Annotated in this window: 23 protein-coding genes and 1 other annotated feature; of the genes, 5 read left to right on the forward strand and 18 right to left on the reverse strand. The window is 41.5% G+C overall.

Annotation, left to right across the window (positions count from 1 at the left end):
- Window positions 1-453: 453 nt before the first annotated feature.
- From AB4Z45_RS02505 to AB4Z45_RS02520, 4 genes are all read right to left on the reverse strand, one after another.
- Complete coding sequence (locus AB4Z45_RS02505; protein WP_441907738.1) at window positions 454-2,334, reverse strand: alanine--tRNA ligase; 1,881 nt, start codon at window positions 2,332-2,334, stop codon at window positions 454-456.
- Window positions 2,335-2,443: 109 nt separating this feature from the next.
- Window positions 2,444-2,687: a binding site (T-box leader), on the reverse strand.
- A 346-nt stretch (window positions 2,688-3,033) separates the two neighbouring features.
- Window positions 3,034-7,509, reverse strand: a complete 4,476-nt coding sequence (locus AB4Z45_RS02510; protein ID WP_441907739.1) for a discoidin domain-containing protein — start codon at window positions 7,507-7,509, stop codon at window positions 3,034-3,036.
- A 1,621-nt stretch (window positions 7,510-9,130) separates the two neighbouring features.
- Window positions 9,131-10,132 (reverse strand): helix-turn-helix transcriptional regulator, encoded by a 1,002-nt coding sequence (locus AB4Z45_RS02515; protein WP_441907740.1) that lies wholly within the window; start codon window positions 10,130-10,132, stop codon window positions 9,131-9,133.
- A gap of 780 nt (window positions 10,133-10,912) precedes the next feature.
- Window positions 10,913-11,395 (reverse strand): NUDIX hydrolase, encoded by a 483-nt coding sequence (locus AB4Z45_RS02520; protein WP_441907741.1) that lies wholly within the window; start codon window positions 11,393-11,395, stop codon window positions 10,913-10,915.
- Between the two features lie 294 nt (window positions 11,396-11,689).
- Between AB4Z45_RS02520 and AB4Z45_RS02525 the strand changes: the two genes are divergently transcribed.
- On the forward strand, window positions 11,690-12,004 hold the full coding sequence (locus AB4Z45_RS02525) for a hypothetical protein (protein ID WP_441907742.1): 315 nt from the start codon (window positions 11,690-11,692) through the stop codon (window positions 12,002-12,004).
- Between the two features lie 103 nt (window positions 12,005-12,107).
- Here AB4Z45_RS02525 and AB4Z45_RS02530 read toward each other — a convergent pair whose 3' ends face one another.
- The 4 genes from AB4Z45_RS02530 to AB4Z45_RS02545 form a co-directional block, all read right to left on the reverse strand.
- A complete protein-coding gene (locus tag AB4Z45_RS02530) occupies window positions 12,108-12,785 on the reverse strand; it encodes a stalk domain-containing protein (RefSeq protein ID WP_441907743.1) in 678 nt (225 codons plus the stop codon).
- A gap of 436 nt (window positions 12,786-13,221) precedes the next feature.
- Entirely contained in the window at window positions 13,222-14,172 is a 951-nt protein-coding gene (locus AB4Z45_RS02535) for an alpha/beta fold hydrolase (protein WP_441907744.1), read from the reverse strand.
- Between the two features lie 325 nt (window positions 14,173-14,497).
- Window positions 14,498-14,794, reverse strand: a complete 297-nt coding sequence (locus AB4Z45_RS02540; protein WP_441907745.1) for a hypothetical protein — start codon at window positions 14,792-14,794, stop codon at window positions 14,498-14,500.
- A 29-nt stretch (window positions 14,795-14,823) separates the two neighbouring features.
- On the reverse strand, window positions 14,824-15,474 hold the full coding sequence (locus AB4Z45_RS02545; RefSeq protein WP_441907746.1) for a phosphatase PAP2 family protein: 651 nt from the start codon (window positions 15,472-15,474) through the stop codon (window positions 14,824-14,826).
- Between the two features lie 154 nt (window positions 15,475-15,628).
- On the opposite strand from AB4Z45_RS02545, the gene AB4Z45_RS02550 reads away from it, so the two are divergent.
- Window positions 15,629-15,757, forward strand: coding sequence for a hypothetical protein (locus tag AB4Z45_RS02550; RefSeq protein ID WP_256710960.1), 129 nt, complete (start codon window positions 15,629-15,631; stop codon window positions 15,755-15,757).
- A gap of 423 nt (window positions 15,758-16,180) precedes the next feature.
- Here the strand turns inward: AB4Z45_RS02550 and AB4Z45_RS02555 are convergent, their stop codons facing one another.
- From AB4Z45_RS02555 to AB4Z45_RS02590, 8 genes are all read right to left on the reverse strand, one after another.
- Window positions 16,181-16,693, reverse strand: coding sequence for an acyl-CoA thioesterase (locus AB4Z45_RS02555; RefSeq protein ID WP_076269341.1), 513 nt, complete (start codon window positions 16,691-16,693; stop codon window positions 16,181-16,183).
- A 6-nt stretch (window positions 16,694-16,699) separates the two neighbouring features.
- Complete coding sequence (locus AB4Z45_RS02560) at window positions 16,700-17,665, reverse strand: nucleoside hydrolase (protein ID WP_441907747.1); 966 nt, start codon at window positions 17,663-17,665, stop codon at window positions 16,700-16,702.
- A 112-nt stretch (window positions 17,666-17,777) separates the two neighbouring features.
- Entirely contained in the window at window positions 17,778-18,509 is a 732-nt protein-coding gene (locus AB4Z45_RS02565) for a ZIP family metal transporter (protein ID WP_054024887.1), read from the reverse strand.
- Window positions 18,510-18,590: 81 nt separating this feature from the next.
- Window positions 18,591-19,394: an inositol monophosphatase family protein gene (locus AB4Z45_RS02570; protein WP_441907748.1), complete on the reverse strand. Its 804-nt coding sequence runs from the start codon at window positions 19,392-19,394 to the stop codon at window positions 18,591-18,593.
- Window positions 19,395-19,432: 38 nt separating this feature from the next.
- A complete protein-coding gene (locus tag AB4Z45_RS02575) occupies window positions 19,433-19,807 on the reverse strand; it encodes a glyoxalase superfamily protein (RefSeq protein ID WP_441907858.1) in 375 nt (124 codons plus the stop codon).
- A gap of 146 nt (window positions 19,808-19,953) precedes the next feature.
- Window positions 19,954-20,922 carry an ABC transporter substrate-binding protein gene (locus tag AB4Z45_RS02580; protein ID WP_441907749.1) on the reverse strand — a complete coding sequence of 323 codons (969 nt, stop codon included), beginning with the start codon at window positions 20,920-20,922 and terminating at the stop codon, window positions 19,954-19,956.
- Window positions 20,923-21,056: 134 nt separating this feature from the next.
- Complete coding sequence (locus AB4Z45_RS02585) at window positions 21,057-21,770, reverse strand: alpha/beta fold hydrolase (protein WP_441907750.1); 714 nt, start codon at window positions 21,768-21,770, stop codon at window positions 21,057-21,059.
- A gap of 32 nt (window positions 21,771-21,802) precedes the next feature.
- Window positions 21,803-22,198, reverse strand: a complete 396-nt coding sequence (locus AB4Z45_RS02590) for a GNAT family N-acetyltransferase (protein ID WP_441907751.1) — start codon at window positions 22,196-22,198, stop codon at window positions 21,803-21,805.
- A 228-nt stretch (window positions 22,199-22,426) separates the two neighbouring features.
- On the opposite strand from AB4Z45_RS02590, the gene AB4Z45_RS02595 reads away from it, so the two are divergent.
- From AB4Z45_RS02595 to AB4Z45_RS02605, 3 genes are read left to right on the forward strand one after another with little or no spacing between them, the layout of a single operon-like run.
- Window positions 22,427-23,089: a hypothetical protein gene (locus tag AB4Z45_RS02595; RefSeq protein ID WP_441907752.1), complete on the forward strand. Its 663-nt coding sequence runs from the start codon at window positions 22,427-22,429 to the stop codon at window positions 23,087-23,089.
- A 26-nt stretch (window positions 23,090-23,115) separates the two neighbouring features.
- Window positions 23,116-23,331, forward strand: coding sequence for a hypothetical protein (locus AB4Z45_RS02600; protein WP_441907753.1), 216 nt, complete (start codon window positions 23,116-23,118; stop codon window positions 23,329-23,331).
- 28 nt (window positions 23,332-23,359) lie between these two features.
- A complete protein-coding gene (locus AB4Z45_RS02605) occupies window positions 23,360-23,581 on the forward strand; it encodes a DUF2642 domain-containing protein (RefSeq protein ID WP_076269334.1) in 222 nt (73 codons plus the stop codon).
- Between the two features lie 56 nt (window positions 23,582-23,637).
- Here the strand turns inward: AB4Z45_RS02605 and AB4Z45_RS02610 are convergent, their stop codons facing one another.
- Both AB4Z45_RS02610 and AB4Z45_RS02615 read right to left on the reverse strand, forming a co-directional pair.
- On the reverse strand, window positions 23,638-24,078 hold the full coding sequence (locus tag AB4Z45_RS02610) for a hypothetical protein (protein WP_441907754.1): 441 nt from the start codon (window positions 24,076-24,078) through the stop codon (window positions 23,638-23,640).
- Window positions 24,059-24,439, reverse strand: a complete 381-nt coding sequence (locus AB4Z45_RS02615; RefSeq protein WP_441907755.1) for a hypothetical protein — start codon at window positions 24,437-24,439, stop codon at window positions 24,059-24,061. Before AB4Z45_RS02615 ends, AB4Z45_RS02610 begins: the two co-directional genes overlap by 20 nt.
- Between the last annotated feature and the right edge of the window lie 23 nt (window positions 24,440-24,462).

Genomic DNA, 24,462 nt, shown 5'->3' on the forward strand with positions numbered 1-24,462 from the left:
ATTAGTTTCAATTATAAAGCGCAAATCATTTGATCTGGAGCTGAATGAATTTTAGCATTATAATGAAGTACATAAAATGAAGACGTGAGAAAGTGAAGTAACAGCAATTTAAAGATGGATCAGTCAGTAGATCAGTCAGTAATATTAATTCCCTTAATACTTCTTCACAAAACTCGTATTTTGTACATATGTATATAAATCGTTTTAATGCCTAGTAATACTGAATTTTCGTATAGCTCGATTTTCGTTTTGTTTTTTTATAAGTTCCCCTTTCTTGCAGAAAAAAAGCAATTCGGATTAAATCCGAATTGCTTTTTCTTTGAATACTGTGCTCCGGTATCGCCAACGGAAAGGCCAAGCGATGTCAAGCCACTTCGATTGCCGGATTTATCATTCATCATGGATTCCCGGCAACTCATAACGTTTTTACAAATGGCAATCCTAAAACATCAGCTATTGTTCCGCGCTCTGGAAATATTTATTAATTACTCCTTTAATCCTTCTAACTCCAGCAGCAGAAGATTGTTCTTTTTTAATACTGAACTTTCCTAAGTTTGTCGTATCTTCTACATGAGGTCCTCCACATACTTCTCGGCTCCAAACTTTCCCTTCATTATCTTTGATTGTATACACCTTAACGATATCCGGATATTTATCCCAAAAATTCCCTTCAACATTACTTTCTTTTGCTTCAATCTTAGGCAGCTCTGAAATATAGGTAACTGCTTTTGATGAAATCGCATCATTCACATACTTTTCCACCTCAGCTATTTGCTCTGGCGTAAGTTTTTCATCATGGTTGAAGTCAAACCGTAATCGTTCTGAAGTAATATTACTTCCTTGTTGATGAACATGATCACCTAAAACTTCCCTTAAGCCAGCAAGTAATAAATGAGACACCGTGTGCAGCGCTGTTGTTTCTGTTGAATGTTCAGCTAATCCACCTTTAAATTTACCCGCAGAAGCAGTTCTGCTCTTTTCAGCATGTTTCTTTGCCGCCTCTATATAAGACACCTTGTCCTCCATGCTATATCCACTTTCAGTTAGAAACTCTTCCGTCAACTCCAAGGGAAACCCATATGTTTCGTAAAAATAAAAGGCATCTGCACCTGTAACTTTACCCTTATTCTTAAGATGTTTTTGTATTTCAAATTCTCCTTGCTGTAAAGTTCTATAGAAAAGATTTTCTTCCTTATTTACTATTTCGATAACTTTCTTTTTATTACCGATCAAATCTTCATAAGCTGTTGCTTCATCTATATAAACTTCAGACAACTCACCCACAAAACTTCCTTGTATACCTATTTTTTTACCTGCACGAATCGCCCTTCTTAATAACCTTCTTGTTATATACCCTGCATCACTATTAGCTGGCTCAGCACCATCATTAATTAGAAAAGTAGCCGCTCTCACATGATCAAGTATGATTCTAAACGACTTTAAATCGTCAGTATATTGTTTACCACTTAACTCCATCAATTTTTTCTTGGGATTAAGGAAGAAAGCCGTATTATAAATATCCTTGTCACCATTAAGGGCTGTTGCAACCCTTTCTAATCCGCCTCCATAATCAATATTGGGATTTTGCATTTTTACAAATCCTGTGTCTTCTTTTTTGTAACACATAAATACGTTGTTCCCAATTTCTAAAAACCTCTCGCTTACAGAAGCAGGATGATCCAGTGAATCACCGTCTGGTTCAAGATCATAGAACATTTCACTATCAGGCCCACCCGGTTCACCAACAGGCATATCCAATGGATTTCCGGTTCGACTCCACCAATTTTCTTTTTCATCGTATAAGAATATTTTCCCACCTCTAGATGCCCCATATTGATAGGGATCATCTTCAATGATAGGTTCTATGCCAACTGATTTAAATTTTTCTGACCAGATTTGAATGGCTTCCGTATCTCTCTGTATATTCAAATCATCACTTCCTATAAAAGCACTGATATACAGCCTGCCAGGATCAATTCCTAATTCGATAATATGCCAATTCCAAATGGCATCGATTTGCTTTTTCTTATAGTTATTTTCATTTGCTTTAAACTCCCATCGACCTATCATTTCAAAAAATGTCAGATGCGACGTATCTCCTACTTCATCAATATCCACTGTCCTTAAACACTTCTGAATATTAGCAATCTCATTACCTATCGGATGCTTTTCCCCCAATAAATATGGAACCATAGGTTGCATTCCACTTCCTGTAAACAACGTTGAGGGATCATTTTCTGGTAACAAGCTAGAAGAGGGCACTTGGCTAGCCCCTATTCCTTTCATAAAATCAATATATGATTTTCTTAACTCATCTGGTGTCATTTTCACCATGCTCAATACCTCCATTTCAATTATTAGTTATGCTCGGAAAATTATTTTGCAAATATTCGAACGAGAAGAAATAAAACAAAAAAGCCCTAAGCTGACATATTTCTTGTCAACTTAGGGCGAACTATTATGTCCGTGTTACCACCTAATTTCAGATTTCTCTGCACTCTATCAATACGGGATATCTCCGATATTGTTTCCTGAATAACGGTGGAACTCCGTTGAAGCCTACTAAGATTCCTCTGTTCGGTTCACAGCTCCGAGACTGCTTCACTATTAGATCAATGAAGATTCGCACCAACCATCTTCTCTCTGTGAGATCCCTAATAGTTACTATTTCTCATCATAGCCTTTTCGTTTTAAGTTAAAGCAATGCTATCACACTCAACTTGCTCTGTCAATTAATTCCACTATTTTTAATAAGGTATACGGCTTTGTATAGAAGTTCTTGACTTGAGCTCACGACAAGAACTTCTATACAAAAAATAAAAAAACCGCTGTTTAGGCGACTACCGTTGTATATATGTTCTTGTCGTCCGACATATAGAGTTTAATATGAAGTATTTAGAATTTGTGGGAAATAATACACTTGGCTTGATATGATCGAGCATTTGAAGGAGACGCCAGAATTCGCGTTTCGCCCGCTTTAATGAATGAGAAAGACGCTCAACATCTCTTGGTGATGATGAGCGTTTTCTTTATTCATGCCTTTGAAAATGCTTTCAATAAGACAGTGATCGATTCGGCGCGTGTTGTCGATGCATTCGGCGCAAATTGATTGCTGCCACGCCCTTGAATCCAGGCTTGCTGCACAGCTGCATCAATGGCTCCGATCGCCCATGCCGGGATTTGCTTGTCATCTGCGAAGCTCGTTCTTGCGCTTGCGTCGTTAGACAGCTTCAATGCTCTCGCGACCATCGTCACCATCTCTGCGCGACTGATCGGCTGATTCGGCATGAACCGTTGATCTGCATAGCCTTGAATGAGTCCGAGCTCTACAGCTTGCGCCACGGCCTCACTCGCCCATATCGGGATCGAGGCTTGATCTACGAACGCCTTCGTACGGCTTTCGCCGCTTAGCTGCATCGCCTTCGCGAGCCATACCGTGAACTCCGCGCGTGTCACGGACTGATCCGGTCTGAATGTTCCGTCCGGATATCCGTTCGTCATTCCTCGCTGCACGGCTGCTTGAATATCCTTGGCAGCCCAGTGGTCTGCGATGTCTTTGAAGGCCGGCTTCGGCTCGGTTGACTTACGATTGACGGCAAAGACGGCGAATATACCGACATTATGCGTATCCGCTTGAATCGTACTGCCCGTTACCGTGCCTTTGAGTTCCACCCAACGCGCTGTTGCTTTATCGTATTGGAACACAGATGCTTGTTGATCTTTGCCAAGCTTACTGTCATCGAACGTCAAGCTGATCTGAATCAGATTATCGAAGCCGCCCTTCACATCCTTTGACAATTCAAACACTGGGCTTATTGCATTCGGCTGCTGCTTCAGCAAGTCAGCGGAATTGTCGATTTTCTTCAGATGCAGCATCATCGTTTCTTTCGCTGCGCCTACCGGAACAGAGACTGTGATCTGCTTGCCTAAGCTGACCGTTCCCGCTTCGCCGGCTTTGATCGTCGCTTCGCCTTCCTTCACGCCAGGTCTAGGATTATCAGTGTCGATTGGAGGTTTCGGTTCCGGTTTATCGATAGAATCCTTCAACCTCGCGTTCAGATCGCGCAGCGTATCCACTACTGTCTCAAAATGATACGGGTATCGATCCAACAGGAACATCAATTGTTTGCGAAGCTCCTCGTTCCCTTTGTTCAAATTGATCAATTTCTCGGCTGCATCAATTAATTCTTTGTAGGGTTCCATTAGATCTTCGCCGTAGACTTCGAACTCATAGATGGAATATCCGTAGTATTCGCCATAGACCGGCATTCGCTCAATTCCTTGGAATTTCACGTATCTGGCCTGCTTCGGAGCGAATTCCACCGTACTCGTCTCTCGTTTATCGCTGGCCGTAAGAATTCGATCGTCTGCCATCACGTTTTTCCATGTTACGTTATCAGTGGAATATAGAATCTTAAACCTTTTCGCGGCCGTCTCCCATCCGATGACGACCTTGCTAATATTTTGCGTTTTGTCCAAGTCAACGGTGAACCACGAATCGTCTTTGTACGTACTCGCCCAGCGCGTGATCATATTTCCATCGACGGCTTGGCTTGAAGGTACCCATGCCGCCTCTAATCCCGAGGCATCGGTTCCCTGATGCAGCGCATAGTTGTTCACATCGAGCAGCGGAATGAAGCGATTATAGACTTGTAGATTATCGATCGTTCCTTTGAACGCGTTGGTTGTGCCGCCGATTTTCGCGACAGGCAGGACAAGCGTCTGAATGCGCTGCACTGGCTGCGCCAGCTTCTCGACGTATTCATTCCCGTTCACATAGAGCGAGACGCCATTGCTGTCCCCCGTGATGAGAAGATGAGTCCATTGGCCAGCCGGCACTTTGTAATTGAATGCGCTATCATATCCTTCTTTAGAAAATCCTAATTTACCCTTGGTGCCGTGTTGCTTTAATTTTACCGTTCCCGCAGGCGATTCCATTAATATGGTATCGTCCGGATTGTCCGCATCCGGGTTAATCCACATGGAGACGGTCCAACCAAAGTTTAAGCTGTTGAGCGGTGTATCCAAATAACTAGTACCGCCGTTGAAGTGGGCACCTTGCCCATATTTTCCTTTGACAAAATCGACGTTATTGCTCCTTGCATTGTATCCGTTACCGGATGCGTCGATGAAATTGTTTTCGAACGAATAATCAAGGACGCTTCCTTCCGTATTTTTGACTTTCACATCATAGGAAAGGTGGGTATTCGGCGCATCGCCCATCTTCGCAGCCGTCTTCACAAAGGTATCGTAGTCTACATCGCTTCTCGCGCCGTGCCACATTTTCTCGGAAAGGACCTGCATGGCAGGGACCAAGCGGACATGGGTATCATCCATCGATAGCCCCGCTTCATACGAAATATCGTTCCAAATTGCGAACATGCCGCCTTTTAATTGCGGATGGCCGAAAGGCAGCGTCGCACCGTACCATTTTACAGGCTCCCATTCCTGATATAAAAGTGACGTATTTAAATAATCGGCATATAGTCGGGGTACGAGATATAAATAGCTATTATTGATGTTAATGATGTTATAACCAAGATCTATTGCTTGCTGCGGTCCTCCATACGGTAAGTGCCAGATCGCCATGGTCGCTTCATTGCTGATCGGTGTCTTACCGGCGTACTCTTGCAATCCGCCCCACAACAAAGGATGTTTCCCTTTGCTATTGATGAATTTGATCATGGTATCCATATATTTTCTGAAATCTTCCGTGTTTCCTTTGTATTCATCGGTTCCAATTTGAACATCAGGACCGAGAAATGTAGGGTCTCCGCCTCTCCAGCCATCAAGATATTCACTCCACAAATTCTTGACAAACTCGACGGTCTCGGGTTTTGAGACGTCGAGATGCGAATCATTCCCCAGAGAAGGATCTAATGTCGTAAAAGCACGCGAATGCCCCGGCGTATCGATTTCAGGGATAATATTAATACCATAATCTTGGCCTAACCGCTGCAAATCTCGGAACTCTTCTTTCGTATAAAAGCCATCTATACTTGCTAAATTCGGATACCTCTCGCTTTCTAACCGAAACGCACCGCGATTGCCAATATCATCATTCAAATGGATTTGCAAATCCGTCATCTTATACCAAGCCATCATCTTCACGTAATCCCGCAAGAAATCAATCGTATAGAATTTGCGAGCCACGTCGATCATAAATCCGCGTGTCTCGTATTTCGGATAGTCGCGGGACTGCCCCTTCGGAATCTGGTCATGACCTTCATCCTGCTTCAGAATTTGCAGCACGGAACGCGTTCCGCTGAAGACACCCTTTACCGTCGGCGCCGTAATGGCTACATAATCACCGATATCGAGTATGTAACCTTCTTGACCTAAGAACTTATCCGTCGGATTTAAGGACAAGTACAGATCTCCGATGGATGGTGTCCCTTGGGTAACAGTCAATTCCCGTCCCGTAATCGCATTCATATCTTCTTGGACGATAGCTGCTGATTTGGCTAACGATGGGTCATTATAAACAATCTTCGCTGCAGACGATAATGTATATTGATCTGTTCTCCCAATCCATTCTTGCAGGGACGGAATTACTTTCGGTTCCTCATTCAGCCCTTCGATCTGTTGATTTAATCCTGTGACCGTAACTTCGAAAGACGGCGTTATCGCTTTCTGCGCTTTGTCCTCCAGGCTTTGTACTTGCAGCATCACATGAACCTTTTTATCCACCAATGGGGGGACAATGACGCCTTCCTTGTCAATGACAGGCAGCGCATCCGATCCGTAGATGGAGATTTGATAGCCTTCTGGTACAGCCGGGAATGGGAACTCGGTCTGTCCTTGACTGATCGGTTCAATGCCGTGAATCCCTTTGATGATTTTCGCTAGTGGATCTTCGCTGTATACCTCGAACTCATAAAATGAATACCCATACAGAATGCCATCAGCCGGTTTCCGCTCAACCCCTACAAACTTGACGTATCTTGCTTCTCTTGACGTGAAATTCAGGACTTCCGTTCCACCTTGGCAATTAATAATGCCATTATTCTCAAGTGTAATGTTCTCCCAATTATCACCATAGACCGATGTCAGCACGCGGTAGGAAGTAGCTGGCGTCTGCCAACGAATGATAACTTGACCGATCTCCTTCTTTTCGCCTAAATCTACTTCAAACCATTGATCGTCGTATTTATCGGAAGACCAGCGCGTTGAAGAGTCTCCATCGACCGCATATTTAGGAAAAAGTCCGTCCGGAACTTCATTGCCGGATACTTTCACATCCTTCTTCAAAGCATAGTTCTCCCGGACGCTAGCTAAAGCCGTTGGTGCTCCATCCATACCTGGCTGCTGCACAGCGAATGGCTCTTCGAGGTTGGCATCTGGGACAGCTTCAGGATCCGAAACTACTTCCGAATCAGGCACTGTTTCCGGTACTGAGTTATCCGGTGCTTGTTGCGTGATTTCTTCTGCCTTTGATGTTCCGTCTGCGTACGTTATCGATGGATGAACAGAAAATATGATAGAAAAAAATAAGACCAACGTTAACAATAACGAACATCTTTGTTGATTCCTTCGGCTTGACTGCATTTCCTCATCCTCATTTCCTCGTATGAAATGATATATTCGGTTTTTCGTACTGCTAACTTGAGTACTCGCTATTCCCGGGCACCCATTCCTTACCAAGAGGCCTCCTCACAGTTAATAGTATGAGACGTGTTAGCCATAGGAAAACAGATAAGTTCTTACTTTCATATACATTTGTTTACTTTTTCATCATTTTAATAAATAAAATCTCATCAAATATGCTTGATGGAATTCGGTACTCTATGAAAAATACTCACAAATGAGTCTCACAATGAGGGAATTTTGGGAATATTAACTACACTAACCTACACTTTAGCTTAATGAAAAAAGGAGCAGCTGCCCGATCGCAATCTGCTCCCTGTTGTATTCAACTAAAGTCTCCCGTTAGCAAAATGGAACTTTTATTTCTTTACTTCAATTAATTCTTCATCATTGCCAACTATCTCAAGAATTTACTTTTTGAACGCTCCCTTTAGTAATGAATGAATCTTATCCTCTAAATGTTTTTTACTATCGCCGCTAAGTACATTTTTAACACGTTCATGTCATATCATCTTGGCAGGTGAAACGATCACTTCCAAACTGGTGGCGGGACTCTTTCTAATTATCGGAGGCATTGCACTGGTGAACCTCAAACTGAAATTTCTGCAAAAGGGGAACAAATGACACTTGCGAAATTAAAAGGAGGGAAAAAAGCGCGTATGTCGGCCTGTTGTCGGTAGAGAATAAAGGATTAGACTGTCGCTGTTTCAGTGACGTTAAACTGCTCATTAGCTTAATGATAGTTCCTAATCTCAAGATTAATCGGTTATGAGTATGTGTTCTTTTCAATCTCGGCTAAGTATATATGTACTTGTCTTCAGGCTTGGACAAGTACATATATCCTTACAACAAAAAAACCGCTGTTTAGGCGGTTTCCAATATATTTATGTTGTTGTCCTATGACATCGGATGACAAGAATGTGTATCGATAACCGTTTCTGAACTTATGTTCCCTGACCTCTTATAACAAAATGTTGATCTTTATTATTGAAGATCAACATTTTGAGGTGATTCTTTTTTTTCTTGCATATGACATTTCGGACGTTATATTTGATTCAATCTAGTTTTAAATCCAAAAATTTTGATAAACTGCAACAACCTTTTTAGAATACTGGTCAATAAGCCTTTATATTTGCATGATCTTTATTTTGACCATTACGGTTCATGTATTACACAAAATTATTCAAACAATTACTTTCTCCAATCGGATTCCAACCACATAATCCCCTGTGTCATTTTGCCTACCAAACAGATCAACAGGAAAGTATCCATGTTTATTATAAAAAATGAGTACTCTTGTATTAGTGTTTTGACAGATCAGTTTAAGCCTATTCGTCAAAGACTCGTCTGGGAATTTTCAGCTAAATGACTTTAGTCAACTTGATCTCCATCCAATGTACCCAATTCTTTCAGTCAGTTGACACCTCCCAACTAACTGTAAACGTAGTGTTATCATCACTTGCGATAAACACGCCTGAATATTAATTATGACAAAAAATGCAATACATTATTGATCGTTTTATCTGATTCGAATTGATTTGCTTTACTTGGATATTCCATCAATCAACTTCTCGAGATTTTCCCTATCCAAAAAAGGTGCGAGGCTTATGATCCGGTTCGCATCGATGGTTCCGTCTACAACCTGGTCTACCAAACGACTTAATGTCTCTCTGCTAATAAAGGGCGCCAGTCCATTCACGGCATTCCAGCTCAGGCTTCCTTCTTCGGCTTCTTGTACCAACCGATCCACCTGTTCCCTACCCAGAAAAGGTGCGAGGCTTACGATCCGGTTCGAATCGATGGTGCCGTCTACAACCCGGTCTACCAAACGACTTAATGTATCTCTGCTAATAAAGGGTGCCAGCCCTTGAACGGAATGCCAGCTCAAGCTGCCCTCATCTGCATGTTGTACCAATCGATCTACTTGTTCTCTTTCAAGAAACGGCGCAATTCCAACAAGATTGTGCACTTCTAAGGAACCGTCAATCGATTTATCTACCAGTCGGTTTAATGTGTCACTGCTGACGAACGGAGCGAGTCCGGTAATAACATTCCACACAATCTCGCCTTCTTCTGCCTGACGAACCAGTTCATCCAATGTATCTGTTCCAAGGAACGGAGCCAGCCTCATGATCACGTCTAACGTAAAGACGTTGCTGTCTAATCGTTCAGTAACCTTATGCAGAACGCTTGCCTTTACAAACGGCGCTACTTCTACAAGTTCTTCCACCTCCACCTCTCCGTTATTGACCATCTCTGCAACTTGTTCTGGCCTGTTCCCTGCGATCTCCTCAACGATCGTTCCTAGGTGCTGGTGCTCCCGATTTTCTGCGTTTTCTCCTGCATTAATAATGTCGTCTACCGTTTTTCCGAATATCCTCGCAAGCTGCGGAAGCGTTCCGATATCCGGTATCGAGTCGCCCCGTTCCCATTTCGATACCGCTTGATGACTTAAATTCAGTTGATCGGCAAGTTCCAATTGGGTCAGATCCTGATCTTTGCGAAGCTTCGAAATATAAGCTCCAATTTTACGTAAGTCGAGCATCGTATTACCTCCGTAAAAAAAATGTACAGTGCGCACCGTCGAATAAAGCATAGCATTTCCGCAAACGTGATTCTATCAAGCGTTGGTTGAATTGTCACATCCGCTTTATTCAACTGCCGGTAGAATTGTCCAGAATGAAAATCGCCAGAGAGGGTAGCCAGAAAATCCCGCAGCATGTACGAAATCTAGAATCCTCCCGACCTACACTACTTTTGTTGCTTTCATCTATAGGTTTTTTCTACAAATCATTTCCATTAAACTGTCCGTAAGTTTAATGGAAATGAGCAGGTCACTACAGCGCCTGCTCATCGTTGTATGCTATTAAACTAAACTTACCCGTTAGTACAATGCAACTTAGTAAACATCCTCATCGATACAACAAACAATACCCTCAATCTGTTCTTATCTCACGTAAAAATGAGAAGTATGTGATATGAATTTTGTTGCTCCTGTCATATCAAAAGTATAATTAATATGAACCAGATATCTTGTCGCTTGTATAAACTTTGCAGAACCATCAATGGAAGACAATATGACTTTGTTCGATAGAGGTACCATAATTTATTGCTCCATTCTTAAATCCTCCGTGTATCATACCTTCAAGCTAAACTACTCGTCAGCTCAACGAGGCTGCCGGTTTATGTCGGCAGCCTCATTCTTTTGATAGTTAATTAAGCTATTGTTCCCCGTTTGTACAATCATTTATGTTGTGAGAAATTACATTCAAATCGCTCAACTCCAGGGTACTTTTCTCCCAGGCTCTTAATCATAAACCCAAGTCTACTTGAGTGATTTTAAGTAAAACATTATTCCTGCTCTGTCTACATTAGAAAATTGCAAAGGTTCAACATCCATCAAACGTCTTAATTCGTCTACTGAAATCCATCGTGGGTTCTTAGTATCATCACCTGAAGATAATAACTCCCCTTGCACCTTGCAACGGAAATAAACTCCAACTGAATCGAAAGGGCCCTTTATTGTTTGATAAGCTCCAAACGGTCTTATACATTCCACTTGGAATTCTGGGTCGATTCCTGTTGTATCGACCCGTGTATCCTCGCCTTCAATTTCAACTACATCCAGTCCAGTCTCTTCCTTAACTTCCCTTATTAGAGCTTGTGTTAATGATTCATATTGCTCAATTCTGCCACCAGGAAGTTCAATTTTTTTCGTTTCTCCCGCTTTATCCCTTGTCTGTACTACTATTTCTAATATTCCGTTTACTATTCTTTCAATTATGGCACGAGAATTTACTAAAAACATTTGTATCAACCCCATTTCACATTATCGAATTAACCAAAATATGGATTTGTTATATAGGATTATTCTACGCAAGCTTCAAACTATCCTGCCCCATTTCAATGAAAAAAGTAGGCTGCCGTAGCACCTGCTCATCAATGTGTATCATTCAACTATCATTACCCGTTAGTTCAATGATTTATGGCTACTTACTCTTTCTTATTTGTCTCGTCAAAATATACTTTAATGAACTTAGACTCTGTTGAAAATGACTTATTGAATGACATAAAAAAAGAATTGGCGAATAAAGAGCTATCGATGCATACGGTTCAAGATACGCTCAATTGTCTGGACAAAAGAGAACATCTTCTGGTTCTTAATGCCCTTTTGGGTGATTATGGAAGTGCCCGTTTTTTAAAACGATTAAAAAATGAAATCACTTTGGATCAATTAGAATTAAACGTTCCGCAAAACCATTCCTTAACGCCATACTTAATTGAGTTTTACCTGACAACTTCCCTTTCTTTATTTCGTCTTTGGCTCCAGCGTCAAAAGGATTTATCCTCAGAACAATTTTTCAAGTTAGTGGAGAACCTATATTCAAGCGGGATTACGCCCTATTTTAAAGAATGAGTCTGTCATTAAAACAAAAAGAACGAGAAAAAATCTAATGTAATTTCACATGAAAAAAAGCCCACTACGCGTATACGGGCATTGTGGGCTTCTCTGCTTAATCTTACTTGTAAATTGAAGTATCTAGCGGAATAATGAACCCGCCGTCAACAGCTTGTGTCACATTTATTGCGATGTTCTTTACTCCAGAAATATCTACCTCAATCGTCTGGAGATCACTATTAGGGGAAATCTTCTCTACTTTTTTAAGGAGCACATTCTTGTCATTATCCCTAATTTCAAGAGACTCCACTTCCTTGCCGACTGCAGCGAATTGCAGAACAAGCTTCTGATATTTGCCGTTAGGGCTGAGCGCGGTATATTTAATATTGGAATTAGGTGCGCTGTACAGAACTTCCTTATAATTCTTGCCGCCGTATTTGGTCAGTGCAGGGTCCTTGGTATGCAGACTGGTGTTAAAATCCTCCTGATTCACGGGAATGCCTGCCCGCTGTTCGCCAATAATCACCTCTTTGGCTGTCCCGTCATATTTCACCGGAACATCCAACAGCTCAGAAACAGATCGTACCGGAAGATATGTAGTTCCTTTATAAGTAATAGGAAGTACTGCTTTGCCATTGCCATCTTTGAGAGGGGTAATCTCCCCGTTCACTCTGATTTTTAAATCTCCGTTTAACAACGCTTTAATTTCTTGAAGATTGGAGCTCGCGAAAGCACCTGTACCCATGCCCACCAAAAGTATCATGGTACCGCATAAAGTCGTAACAACCTTCTTCTTCATTTCTGTTTTCCTCCTCTTGGGATGTCTTCAAATCTAGGAACTCCGGAAACTACGGTTATTGAGAGATAATTTCTCTGAAAGATGACGCTACATGTGGGATAGTCTCTACGTTTATGGAGTTGAAGATTTTACCATATTATATCACAAAGCCATTTCTATTTCTCCCTTCTTCCAAGCTGCTGATTATCCCAACCCTTTCTAAAAGCATAAGCTCCGGAAGGATCACGCTGTCAGTTTATTCCCCTACTTCTCTCATTCCGGCTGTTCACTCTTGTATAGAAAGGTAGATGATGATTTCAGAGTTTTCAAATCCAAGCTTTAGGAAACAAAATCGGGGTTTCTTCTATGTATTATCATACTTAACACGAAAAAAGGCGCTCCCGGCAGTAGTCCAGGAGCGCCTGCTTTATATTCAATTGTATATGGCCAGAACTTTCTACTGGCCTTTATTTACATCCTCCATAAAGCTCCTATAGTTTTCCACGATTTCTTTGGACCTTGTATGGTGTAGATAATGCGTGCCTTCAAATGTCATCAATTTTCCATGAACTAGATCTTTTATCTGTTCTTCATGCAATTGTTCCCAGCCTTCAACATCCGTATTATTCGCTTCTAAAAAGAAAATAACAGGAAGGTCTTTCGGGAATTTCGAATTCTCAACAGCGGCAAAATTAGGCTTGAAATTTTCCCCTTCACTAATGATATTGGGATTCATCATATTTCTGAGAGAGATTATTCTAATCTGCTCTCTCATTTCATCATTAACTTCTGGAGCAATAAGCTGATCTTCGGTTAGTTTCGATAACAATCGCAAGAAACCAGTCTTTTTGAGTACTTTATAAACATCTGATGGAAATGGTTCATCCAAACCGCCTTGTGTTGGAACACTGCTGTCTATCCCAACAAATGCTGTAACTTCATTCTCATATTTGTTCACATAATCTAGACCGTAAATACCGGCTATAGAGTGACCCATTAACGTGTAGCGGTTAATATTTAGCTGTTGCAGCGCTTCATGAATTTCTTTCACTATATTTTCAGTAGTACGTTCTTTTTCTGTAACATCGCTTAAGCCATATCCAAATGGCTCAATCACGACTACTTTGTAAAATGGTGCCAACTCATCAACTAGTGGTTTAAAATCAAGTGCTGGCGCTCCTGTTCCGTAACCAGGCAGCAGCACAACCGTTTCTTTGCCATCTCCTTCAATCAAAACATTCATATTTTTCCCGTCTACAGGTACAAGCTGACCATAAGGTACGATTTTATCTTTGTCCGTTTTATTGCTGATGATATTAACGATAAAAACGACGGCTAGAAAAACTACAATAGCTATAATAATGAAAATTACAGCTTTAAGTAAAAATCTAAATATTTTTTTCAACATTCATTTTCTCCCCTTATGCTACATTCTTTGTTTTAACCAATTCAGCTGAATTCCGATAAATCACCTGCTTATTTATTTAGCTTTGCTTTTGTCTTCCTCATTCTAACAAACCATTCTTAGATCTTGTGTAACTCAGCTTTAACTAGACCTTAACTCTTATTCATTATTGGGCCGACAATTAAGCTTCCATTAAGATTACAGCATTAAGGTTCGTCCTTCTTCATATTCGGCAAAATTGATACCTGTTTAAACATGTAAAGACCGCCTTTAATCAAGGGCGGTCTCATCAAGAGCTGCAACGCTATTGGTTCATTTTCAACATGAATCATTCTTTTGGAGAAGAACTGCTTAAATCCTTAAACGCTTCTATAAAAGACGCTGGATCTGTGGATATCATATACGAGAAAACACCCTGCAGCGTGTGCAAATAGAAAATACCGCCATCCCCGCCAATCGGTTTAAAAGATAGATCGAATACTTCCGTTATCGGAAACTCACGGTACTTAGTAACAATTTTCTCTTTGTATAAATACATGAGACGTTCATCCACTACTGTTTTTTGTTCTACACTTGTGATTTCTCTCTTCACTTTATAATAATGCTGGATAGCAATACAATTCATATTTACTCCTCAATGCTTCGTCATTATCGTTACCTTCTCAATTTGCGATGCCTTCTATCGAGTACATACTGATACAAACCAATCGATACAGCAAGCCAAGTCCCACTAGCCAAATATCCACCTACAATATCACTTGGAAAATGGACCCCTAAATAAATCCGGCTAATCCCTATCCCCAGTATCATAACTGAACCAACTAAGATCAAAATGACACGCCAGTACGCCTTCGGAATATGCTTCCATAATAGAAAAATGATAATCCCGTAAAAAGTGAAAGCGGCCATGGAATGTCCACTCGGAAAACTATAGCCATTTTCTTCAATAATGCGGTAAATCGTTGGCCTGACACGTTGAAAACTCAATTTTAGCACACTATTTAAAATGGTTGATCCAATTAAGATTCCTGCAAAGAAGTACAGTTCTCTTCTATATTGCAATTTTGCTAATACGACTAACATAATGATAGCAAGAATAGAAACCATCAATCCTGATCCAATAAAAGAAAAAAACTTCATTATCGCTGTAAGAGTATCAGATTCCGCTCCTTGAACTATACTGATGATACTCTGATCGAAATTTGCAATTCGCTGATCGCCAATCCAAATGGATATCCATATGAACCCGATTGCACCCATTAAACTTAACAAAAATGCACGTGTAAAAACGAAAGTAAAATTCATCCTGCAGCACTCTCCATACTCTGAATAATTAGACTGAAAAAATGATGTACATACACTACTACGTATAATTGGACAAACAGGCTCAATTCATCGATTATTTGTGGGTATGAAATGGACAATTACTGCTCACCCTATAATGCTGGAGGTGATGACATTGACAGGAAGAAACAATAAACCTGATAATGATGGACCAGCTTCAAGTCCATCCAGGCTCGATCAATTTGGCGATAAGCAAAGCAGAAACGACGAAGCTATACCGAAGAAAAAGGACAAAAGCTGCTAATCTAATGTTTAGGCAGCTCTGATAAAAAGAGCTGCCTTTACTATCTGAGCGCTAAAACATAAAAAGGGAACAAATGTTCCCTTCTCGCAAAATGAGCATATTGGGGATAAAAACCATTAATTTTAGTCAATTCACCCAATTTTTAATGCAATATCTCCTTTCAGATCAGCATTTAAGTCAATTTTGCCCAAGATGATGAAAAATATCATCTAATTAGGCTGAATTATATGAGAACATTTGTTCTACACCCGTATTTCGGATCATTTTTATGCATAAATCGATACAAATACGCTGTATTTTCTCTCATTCCCCACAAAAAACAGCGAGCGATTCAACAAATATGATGCTAAACATTAAATTTCATCAAAAAAAAGACCACGACAGCAATTTTTATGCTGTCGCAGTCTCTTGAGAAATCAAAAGTTAATCCCAAGGATAAGTAACCGTCAAAAATCCAGCAAACTTTTTGCTTTCATCTCTTCTCACCTTGCGCATGTCCGCTCGGTGTTCAGCTGTCTCGAACAGTTTTATCTCCTCATCCGATTCCGGTACAACAATTGGTACAGGAACGGGCTTCCGATTCTCGTCCAGTGCAACAAAGGTTAAAAAAGAGGTTGCTGCAATTTTACGTTCGCCGCTTAACAAATCCTCTTTGATCACCTTCACAAAAACCTCTACTGAGGTTCGGCCTGTCCACGTTACGAATGCTTCTAAGCATACCGAATCTGAAGGCCTGATGGGATGCAAAAAATCAACAGAGTCTGTGGAGGCGGTCACGACTGAACGCCGGCAATGCTTGGTTGCTGCAATCGAAGCAATATCGTCGATGTAAGCCATTAGTTTCCCGCCAAACAATGTATTGTGGTTGTTGACGTCCGGCGGAAATACTCTTGCCGTTTTGTAACATCTGGACTCGCGTGAATGCCTCTGCTCCATTGATGATTATTCCCCTTTTTTAAATACGGATAATAGCTGGGAGATCGCTCTCTCCTGCTCAACTTCCAAACAGAAATCAACAGGACGGCCTACAACCGAACGTACTCTGCGATCCGTAATGATCATCCCTGCCGTTAAACCTTCACCGCAGTCAATAACCGCATTCATCGTTTCTATTTTCACGAGAGAAGGATTAATAGCTACAATAACAGCTAAGGGATCATGCATTGCGCATTCGCCGTCAAAGTGATTAGAAAATGCATAAAATTCAAAATAACGCTCTAAAGCGACATTTAGGAAATCAAGGATTTCATGTTTATCATCAGCAATCTCGCGTGATAATTGCTCCATATGTGTTTTTGTAAGACGAGTCTTCTGTGTTACATCCAAGCCGACAATTGTAATTGGAAGCTCTGATTCGAATACTAGCGCTGCTGCCTCTGGATCACCGTACAGATTTGCTTCGCTCACGGGTGTAATGTTGCCTGGTGCGAATACTGTTCCACCCATAATAACGACCTTTTTGAATTTCGTTACAATGGAAGGATCTAGCTGTAGAGCAAGTGCTAGATTCGTTTGTCTGCCAACGGTTACAAGAATAAGCTCTCCTGGGCTCTCATTCACTTTCTGAACGATGAATTCCGCAGCAGATATACCCTCCAGAGGCTTCTGATGAGTTGGCTGCAATTCTGCATCGCCGATGCCATTATGTCCATGAATATGAGCGACAGCGCCTGGGAACACACGCTTGAGCGGACCTGATGCACCCTTCGCAACGGGAACCTCATAACCGCAATTTGCAACTTGAATGACACGCAGCGTGTTTTCCGTAGCTTGTTCAACGTCGATATTCCCAAAACCCGTCGTAATACCCTCTACCTTAATCTCTGGTGAAAGCAGTGCATATAAGATGGCTAAAGCATCATCAATGCCTGTATCAACGTCAAGCAACATCCTGTTTACCTTCGACATATTATGATACCTCCCTTTTCTATCGTTCATTGTAAACGAATAAAGCTTGAAAAACCAATTAAAATATAATGTTTGTGCTTCCTGTCAAAATTACATCTTGATTTTGGAATGATTAACCAAAGAAATGACTAATATACACCATAACAAGCAGTCCTATGATAAAGGAATAGGTTGCAGAACGTTCATAACCATGTCCATGTGTCTCAGGAATTAGCTCCTTATAGACGATGAACAACATAGCACCAGATGCAAACGCAAGTCCATAGCCAATAAGCCCAGCCACATAACTTGCGGCAAAATAACCGACTATCGCAGAAACAACCTCCATTAGACCCGTCAAGGTTACGATTAGCATAAGCTTCAGCTTGCTTACCTTGGAATGAATAAGGAAGATGGCAAGGACGAGCCCTTCCGGCATGTTCTGAGCCCCGATTGCAATAGCTACCATAGGTCCAAGTCCGCCATTCGCACTTGCATAACTAAAGCCGGTGCTTAAGCCCTCCGGAATGTTATGGATGATTAATGCAAATATGACGAGCAGCGATTTGCTGTCAAAGGATGAGATCCCTCTTTTTTGCTCAATATCGATATGGGGTAGATTTTTTTCAATGAGGTCAAGCGCAATCACGCCAATTAAAAGACCTAGCGTCAGCGGGATTAGCCCAGATTCCTTGAGAGCTTGCGGCAGCAAGCCAAAGGTAGACGCAGAAACCATGATGCCAGCTGTAAAAGCAATCAATATGTCCTTCCATTTTTCCGAAAGACTTTTGACGAAGAGCAGCGGAACCGCGCCTAGCACGGTAGCCATTGCAGAAATAAAGCTTCCTATGAGTGCTTCTACCATGTTGTCTCTCCTTAGCGGGTCGATCACTACCCAAAAACTGTTTCCTTATTTTATACGAATAAAGCGATATCCATCCTTTTCTTACGTTGCCAGTCCTTCTTTAACAAGGTTCATAAAATAGGTCTGATGATCAGGGTGGCATGCAATTAAATAAGGCTCTTCATTTACGCCCTTAAAAGGATTGCCATCGTAATCAATAACAACGCCGCCCGCTTCCTGAACCATGACAATACCTGAATATAGATCCTCGCCCTCCGAGTTGTAAACGATGATTGCATCCAAATCCCCTCTGGCAAGCATCGTCCATTGCAGCGTTGGCGCCCACAGCCGCATCATCCGCTTCGTGTTAACGTCTATGTAATGTCTAAGCGTTACGGCACGCTGTTCATTTTGCACCGCATGACCTTGTATCCAGCCAACTCTCGCTTTTGCAAAAGCCTTTGATTGTTTCATATGTATTGGCCTAGCATTGCATAAAATGCCTTTGCCTGAGCTTGCCACGTACAAACGATCTGTCATCGGCTCATAAATGACCGCCAAAACCGGTTTAAAGTTATAAGAGAGCGTGATCGAGATGCCGAACAACGGCAATCCTACCGCAAAATTATTAGTTCCATCAAGAGGATCGACCAACCACAGCCATTCGCTGGTCAGATCATTCTCGCCATATTCCTCTGATCGAATGCGATGATCGGGGAATACGCTACTAATTTTATTTAGTATGATGCTCTCTGCCAAATAATCGACTTCCGTAACGATATCGCCATGGTCGCCTTTCTCTTCATAATGATCCAATGTTCCAAACTTCTCACGTGTAAGCCGGCCCGCTTCATAAGCTGCAGCAATAGCAACCTCTCTAGCCGTATTTAATATCAATTGATCCAATATTTCAGCCCCTTCACATGTTTCTTATTCAACCGTATTTAACTAATTTCCTTAGGCTTAGCAGAATAAAAGTGCAGACGATTGCCAAATGGATCTGTAATGCTCACTTGATTCCATTCTTCATCAAAGCCAGGTCTAGCGAAATTATATTTTTTGGCTAACAAATGCTCTTGAAGCGCCTTGGCATTGTCGACTTCAATGCGGATTGCTGAACCAGGCGTACTATCGCCATAATGCTCCGATAAATGGATGACACAATCGCCATTAGAGATTTGCATATAGAGCGGCAAGTCTGGCTCAAAACGATGCTCCCAATCGTATTTAAATTCCAAAAAATCGAAATAAAAGTCTCGTGCTTTCGCTTCGTCAAAAATGCGAAGAATCGGTACGGTTGATTTCATATGAAAATTCATCATTATACAACTCCTTGTCCAGTGTCCTATCTTCCATGATTATACATGGATTTCAAAAGGTACGGAAGGCTTGCCACAGAGAAAAGGACTGTACCCCAATGCACAATTCGCACGGAGGTACAGCCCTTTGTTCAACTCTACTGCTATTATTTCACAATGCTTTCCAATACATCATCAATGACTTGTGAGTAAGCAATCGTACCTGCGTACAACCAGCTTGATGTGCTTGGGTACTCATAAATTTTACCGTTTTTCACAGCAGGGATGTTTTTCCAGATTGGATCGCTTAATGCTTGGGAATCCGCATCTGTGCCGCTGTTAACGAGGAACAAATGGTCAGCATCAAGTTCTGCTAGTTTTTCTAGCGAAATGGCGTTCCAGTTGCCCGTTCCTGTTGCAGAAACTTCTTTTACAACCTCTGGAACAGTCAAACCTAATTGATTGTAAAGAAGATCACCGCTCGATAGCTTTTCACTTACGATATAAAAGTTGCCTTGTACAAACCAAAGAGCTGCAGCTGATTCACCCGGGATTGCGCTTTGCAGTTTTTCTTTAGCAGCTTTCGCTTTTGCATCATACTCATCCAAAGCTTTTTGCGCTTCTGCACTCTTTCCAAAAACCTCTCCGACTTTCAGCAAAGTAGCACGCCAGTCAGCAATCAATTTATCGCCAATGGTGAAGGTTGGAGCAATTTTTGAGTATTGCGCAAATTTATCGCCTTCCACATTCGCATCATATGCCATAAGAATTAGGTCTGGTTCAAAGCTTGTTACGGCTTCGAATGGGAGATCATACGGTATAGTTGGAACATCAGCAAGCGAATCATGCAAGTAATCTTGAATACCGTTAGGAACGGACCACTGAGCAACTGGCTTAATGCCTATAGCTACCAAGTGATCTTCTAAATAAGAAGCGATGACGCGCTGAGGATTAGCTGGAATGGTAACCTCGTTACCTAATGCATCTGTTAGTTTTCTTTCTGCTGGCACATCTGTTGGAGCCACTGTAGCAGCAGGTGTATTATTTGTTTTATTACCTCCGCAAGCTGCTAGACAAATGGATAGGACAATCAAACTCATAAATACAAGTACAAATCTCTTGTTGCGGTTAATCACGATAGTTCCCCCTGTAAGACGATATATGGCTGTGAAGTAAAAATAATTTCACCTCAAAAGTCACCTAATGATAACAATTATCATTTTCATTGTCAACTGGGTTTTCAAGTTGAACCCCAAACGTCCTACTTTTTCTAACGATGCTTGATAAACTGCTCGATTGTTTGATAGAGCTCTTCCTTTTCGGTACCGCGAATATTATGAGCGGACTCAAAGAACTCTTTAACTGTTATATTGCTGAACAGCTGCTTGTAATGAATTAGTTCCGCATCGCTAAGCAAAGATCCCTCTAGCATCCCTCTCATAACAAGAACAGGCAGCTTAAGCTTCACATCCAGCTGCAGTTGTGAAGAGTCCCGCTCAATGCCGATAACCGCTTGTTCTCTTATTTTCTCTTCCCGCTTCATCGGCTTCAAATAATTAAAAATGTAATCGTGACGCCATTCAGCCGACATTTGTTTATGCTCTGCAGGATAATCTTCTAAAATAAGTGATTCTAAGTTATGCTCGTTCGTTTGAGCATAACCAAGCGCATAAGATACACCCCGAGAGTATCCCATCAGATGAAAGCGATCCACGGCTGCAGCTTCAACAACAGCTGAAAGATCTGCTATGTGATCTTTTAGATCGTAATGATTAAACGGCGTATCGCTTTGCCCTCGCCCGCGGAACGAGAGAACGATTGCTCTTCGAGGCAATAAATATAACAATAAATCCTCATATTCTTCAGCTGTTTCCGATAACCCTGGGCATATGATTAATGGGGTTAATTTTTGATCTGCATCTGGTTTTGAATCTAAGTAATGAATTTGAACATCTTGATTACTAGCAATTTTCGACTCGATCACAGACTCTCCCCTCTCTACGTTTCTAATTAGACTTAACGTTCTCTTGCTATAACAAAGCCTTTATCCGTAGAAGCAAATCCAATTCTCGGGTAATAGTCGACAGCTGAAGGCGCAGACAACAAGACAAGCGAAACTTCCGCACCAAGTGTTTGCCTAAGTCGCTCTACCAGCTCCTTGCCGATGCCTAATCTTTGGTAGTCGTGATCAATTGCCAAATCAGACAGATAGCAGCAATAGGAATAGTCTGTAATCGCCCGCGCTATTCCGACCAGTTTATTGCCGTCCCATGCACTAATAATGATATCTGCATGATCGATCATTTTTTGCAAGCGTTCTAAATCTTGATAGGGTCTTTTAATCCCAGAGCCCGCAAATACTTGCGACAAGTCTTGCGCGGACAAATTTTTATCGTTCTGATAATGTATCATAACTATTCCTCTCTCCTTAGCTTATTGATTCCCATGATTATACATCTTAAGTTGATTATAGGGTAGATTGTTTTTATAATTCCTTTTACCATTCAAATCATTTTTGAAAACTATGAAAATAAGCCTATCTATCCTCTTCACTAGCATAATTGGGGTAATCACTAGTCCCTTTTCTGGCAAAAAGAAATACATATATAGGAGCAATAGCTTTATAGGAGGGATTATATTTTGATAGCTTCTGCAAAATCACCCACAGTGCAGCTTCAGACTGTGAGCAAGAAACGGAAAAAAATAGTGAGTAAAAAGAGAAATGTCGTTATTCATGGCAAGCTGCACTTACATCATAGCAATGGCAGTCTGAGCAATACGGAATGTAAACCTAAAGTTGTGCGGAAACACAAAAAAAGAAAGAGCGATCGCTGCCACCTTAAAGTACAGAAAAAGGGATGTCCAAGTGGGCAAAGAGGTTTGCAAGGCCCTGCCGGTCCAACCGGTCTTACAGGTCCTCAAGGCGCAGCAGGAGCACAAGGAGCGGCTGGAGCTGTTGGTCCTCAAGGCATTCAAGGACCACAAGGCGTCCCCGGTCCTTTAGGACCGCAGGGCCTTCAGGGTCTTCAAGGTCCTCAAGGTCCTCAAGGTCTTCAAGGTCTTCAAGGCGTTCAGGGTCCCCCGGGACCGTCAAGCGGGTTTGACTTTACTGAGCTCATTACATTGCTTAACGGCTACCTTATTGTTGGTACTCTCATTAATGTCATGACACCGGGACAGCCGACCGGGTTCACAGGAACAGTAATCAGCGTACAATCAACATTAGTCCAATTAAACACGGTCGCAGGCACTTTGATGTTTATCCCGTTTTCCTTCATCACGAACATTGAAACAATTTCATAACTCCCTATGAGAAGAGGTTTGTGCTCATGTCAACAACGCTTTCGGGCGATTTGATCGCTTTACTCGGCAAAGAAGTGTTTGTCATGACGAATGGCTTTGGTCAGCTTGCTGTAATCGGAAGACTCGATCAGGTTGGTAACGACTTTATACTCGTTTCCTTCGATCAAGATCGTTTTCTTTACGAGCTGCGAATCTTTTATGCAAACATTATTTATGTCCACGAGAATCCAGCAGTTTCATAAACAAGATTCTAAGGAGAGTAGGCTTGCGATGTCTATTATTTCAAATGGAAATCAGATTCTTCCAGGTACTGCTATTTATAGTTTACTCAAGCGCCATATTGGCAGCATTATTTATATAACGACCTCAACAGGAAATGAAGAAGGCCAGTTGATGGCATTTAACGCTAACTTTTTGACCATTACGACAACTGCCTTAGAAACCAAATATGTACTAACAGCTGAGCTAGTCTCTTTCACATTTCGTTCTTAATACAAAAGCAGGCTGAATCTAAAGGTTCTTGACCATTAGATACAGCCTGCTTTATATTAAAGAGCCCCATTCTCTAGTTCAACAGCATGTCTAGCAATCGCTCTTAAAATATCATCGAACATTTCTTCTTGTTCCCAAATGACTTTGAAGCCTTGCACTAACAAGTCACCCAATCCCTGCTCCAAAGGTCTATGCAGCCACTCGGTATCTGCAACACCAAAGTCAGCTTCGATTCCACTTGCATACTCTATTTTTAGAGAGGTTAGCAAAGCATATTCCTCTTTCGTCGCTTGCTCTATAGCCTCGTATTGGAACTGATATAAAATGGCATCTACTGTTTTTTGCTTCTTATCGGTAACGAGAAGAAAGCTTAAATTCGAATCCTCTTCACTCTCATCGTCCGCACAAGGCCCAACCAACGCAATTCCAGTAATATGCGAATGTCCGCCTGCCCATTTTACAAATTCGTACATAAGCTTATAATGATCCGGTCTCATATTCTTGAACCTCCAAATACCATCGTGGAACTATGCTGTCAAAATAATGATGATCCTCTAACACTCGCTCCAGCTTCTCTGCCATAATAGGCAGCTCTACTGGCCGCACCTTCAATATCCAAACGATTGAGGAGATAATCGTCATCGCAAGATAAAGACAATATAAGGTCCAGAACTTCTCATCAGGCTCTTGATCTCCATGATATCCTTTAATCGTACCCATCGTAAATGGAATGCTGATTTCACTGCTGAACATCCCGGCCTTCAGAAATTCATGTAATATAGCTATTATGCTTCGCAAGCTTACGATCATGCCATGACAAAACTGAAGCAGGAGCATGCCACTTATGCATCTTAGCAAGCTCTTGTCCCGCTTCCAATCCA

It is taken from the genome of Paenibacillus sp. MCAF9 (assembly GCF_052114265.1).
Lineage (GTDB): Bacteria > Bacillota > Bacilli > Paenibacillales > Paenibacillaceae > Pristimantibacillus.

Excerpts from the sequence above, each read along its gene's own strand:
- AB4Z45_RS02525 (WP_441907742.1), top strand. The coding sequence starts at position 11,690 with ATGCATACGGTTCAAGATACGCTCAATTGTCTGGACAAAAGAGAACAT.
- AB4Z45_RS02565 (WP_054024887.1), bottom strand. The coding sequence starts at position 18,509 with ATGGTAGAAGCACTCATAGGAAGCTTTATTTCTGCAATGGCTACCGTG.
- AB4Z45_RS02575 (WP_441907858.1), bottom strand. The coding sequence starts at position 19,807 with ATGAATTTTCATATGAAATCAACCGTACCGATTCTTCGCATTTTTGAC.
- AB4Z45_RS02535 (WP_441907744.1), bottom strand. The coding sequence starts at position 14,172 with ATGTTGAAAAAAATATTTAGATTTTTACTTAAAGCTGTAATTTTCATT.
- AB4Z45_RS02540 (WP_441907745.1), bottom strand. The coding sequence starts at position 14,794 with ATGAATTGTATTGCTATCCAGCATTATTATAAAGTGAAGAGAGAAATC.
- AB4Z45_RS02610 (WP_441907754.1), bottom strand. The coding sequence starts at position 24,078 with ATGAGACCGGATCATTATAAGCTTATGTACGAATTTGTAAAATGGGCA.
- AB4Z45_RS02560 (WP_441907747.1), bottom strand. The coding sequence starts at position 17,665 with ATGTCGAAGGTAAACAGGATGTTGCTTGACGTTGATACAGGCATTGAT.
- AB4Z45_RS02530 (WP_441907743.1), bottom strand. The coding sequence starts at position 12,785 with ATGAAGAAGAAGGTTGTTACGACTTTATGCGGTACCATGATACTTTTG.
- AB4Z45_RS02545 (WP_441907746.1), bottom strand. The coding sequence starts at position 15,474 with ATGAATTTTACTTTCGTTTTTACACGTGCATTTTTGTTAAGTTTAATG.
- AB4Z45_RS02520 (WP_441907741.1), bottom strand. The coding sequence starts at position 11,395 with ATGTTTTTAGTAAATTCTCGTGCCATAATTGAAAGAATAGTAAACGGA.
- AB4Z45_RS02505 (WP_441907738.1), bottom strand. The coding sequence starts at position 2,334 with ATGGTGAAAATGACACCAGATGAGTTAAGAAAATCATATATTGATTTT.
- AB4Z45_RS02605 (WP_076269334.1), top strand. The coding sequence starts at position 23,360 with ATGTCTATTATTTCAAATGGAAATCAGATTCTTCCAGGTACTGCTATT.
- AB4Z45_RS02555 (WP_076269341.1), bottom strand. The coding sequence starts at position 16,693 with ATGGAGCAGAGGCATTCACGCGAGTCCAGATGTTACAAAACGGCAAGA.
- AB4Z45_RS02515 (WP_441907740.1), bottom strand. The coding sequence starts at position 10,132 with ATGCTCGACTTACGTAAAATTGGAGCTTATATTTCGAAGCTTCGCAAA.
- AB4Z45_RS02600 (WP_441907753.1), top strand. The coding sequence starts at position 23,116 with ATGTCAACAACGCTTTCGGGCGATTTGATCGCTTTACTCGGCAAAGAA.
- AB4Z45_RS02590 (WP_441907751.1), bottom strand. The coding sequence starts at position 22,198 with ATGATACATTATCAGAACGATAAAAATTTGTCCGCGCAAGACTTGTCG.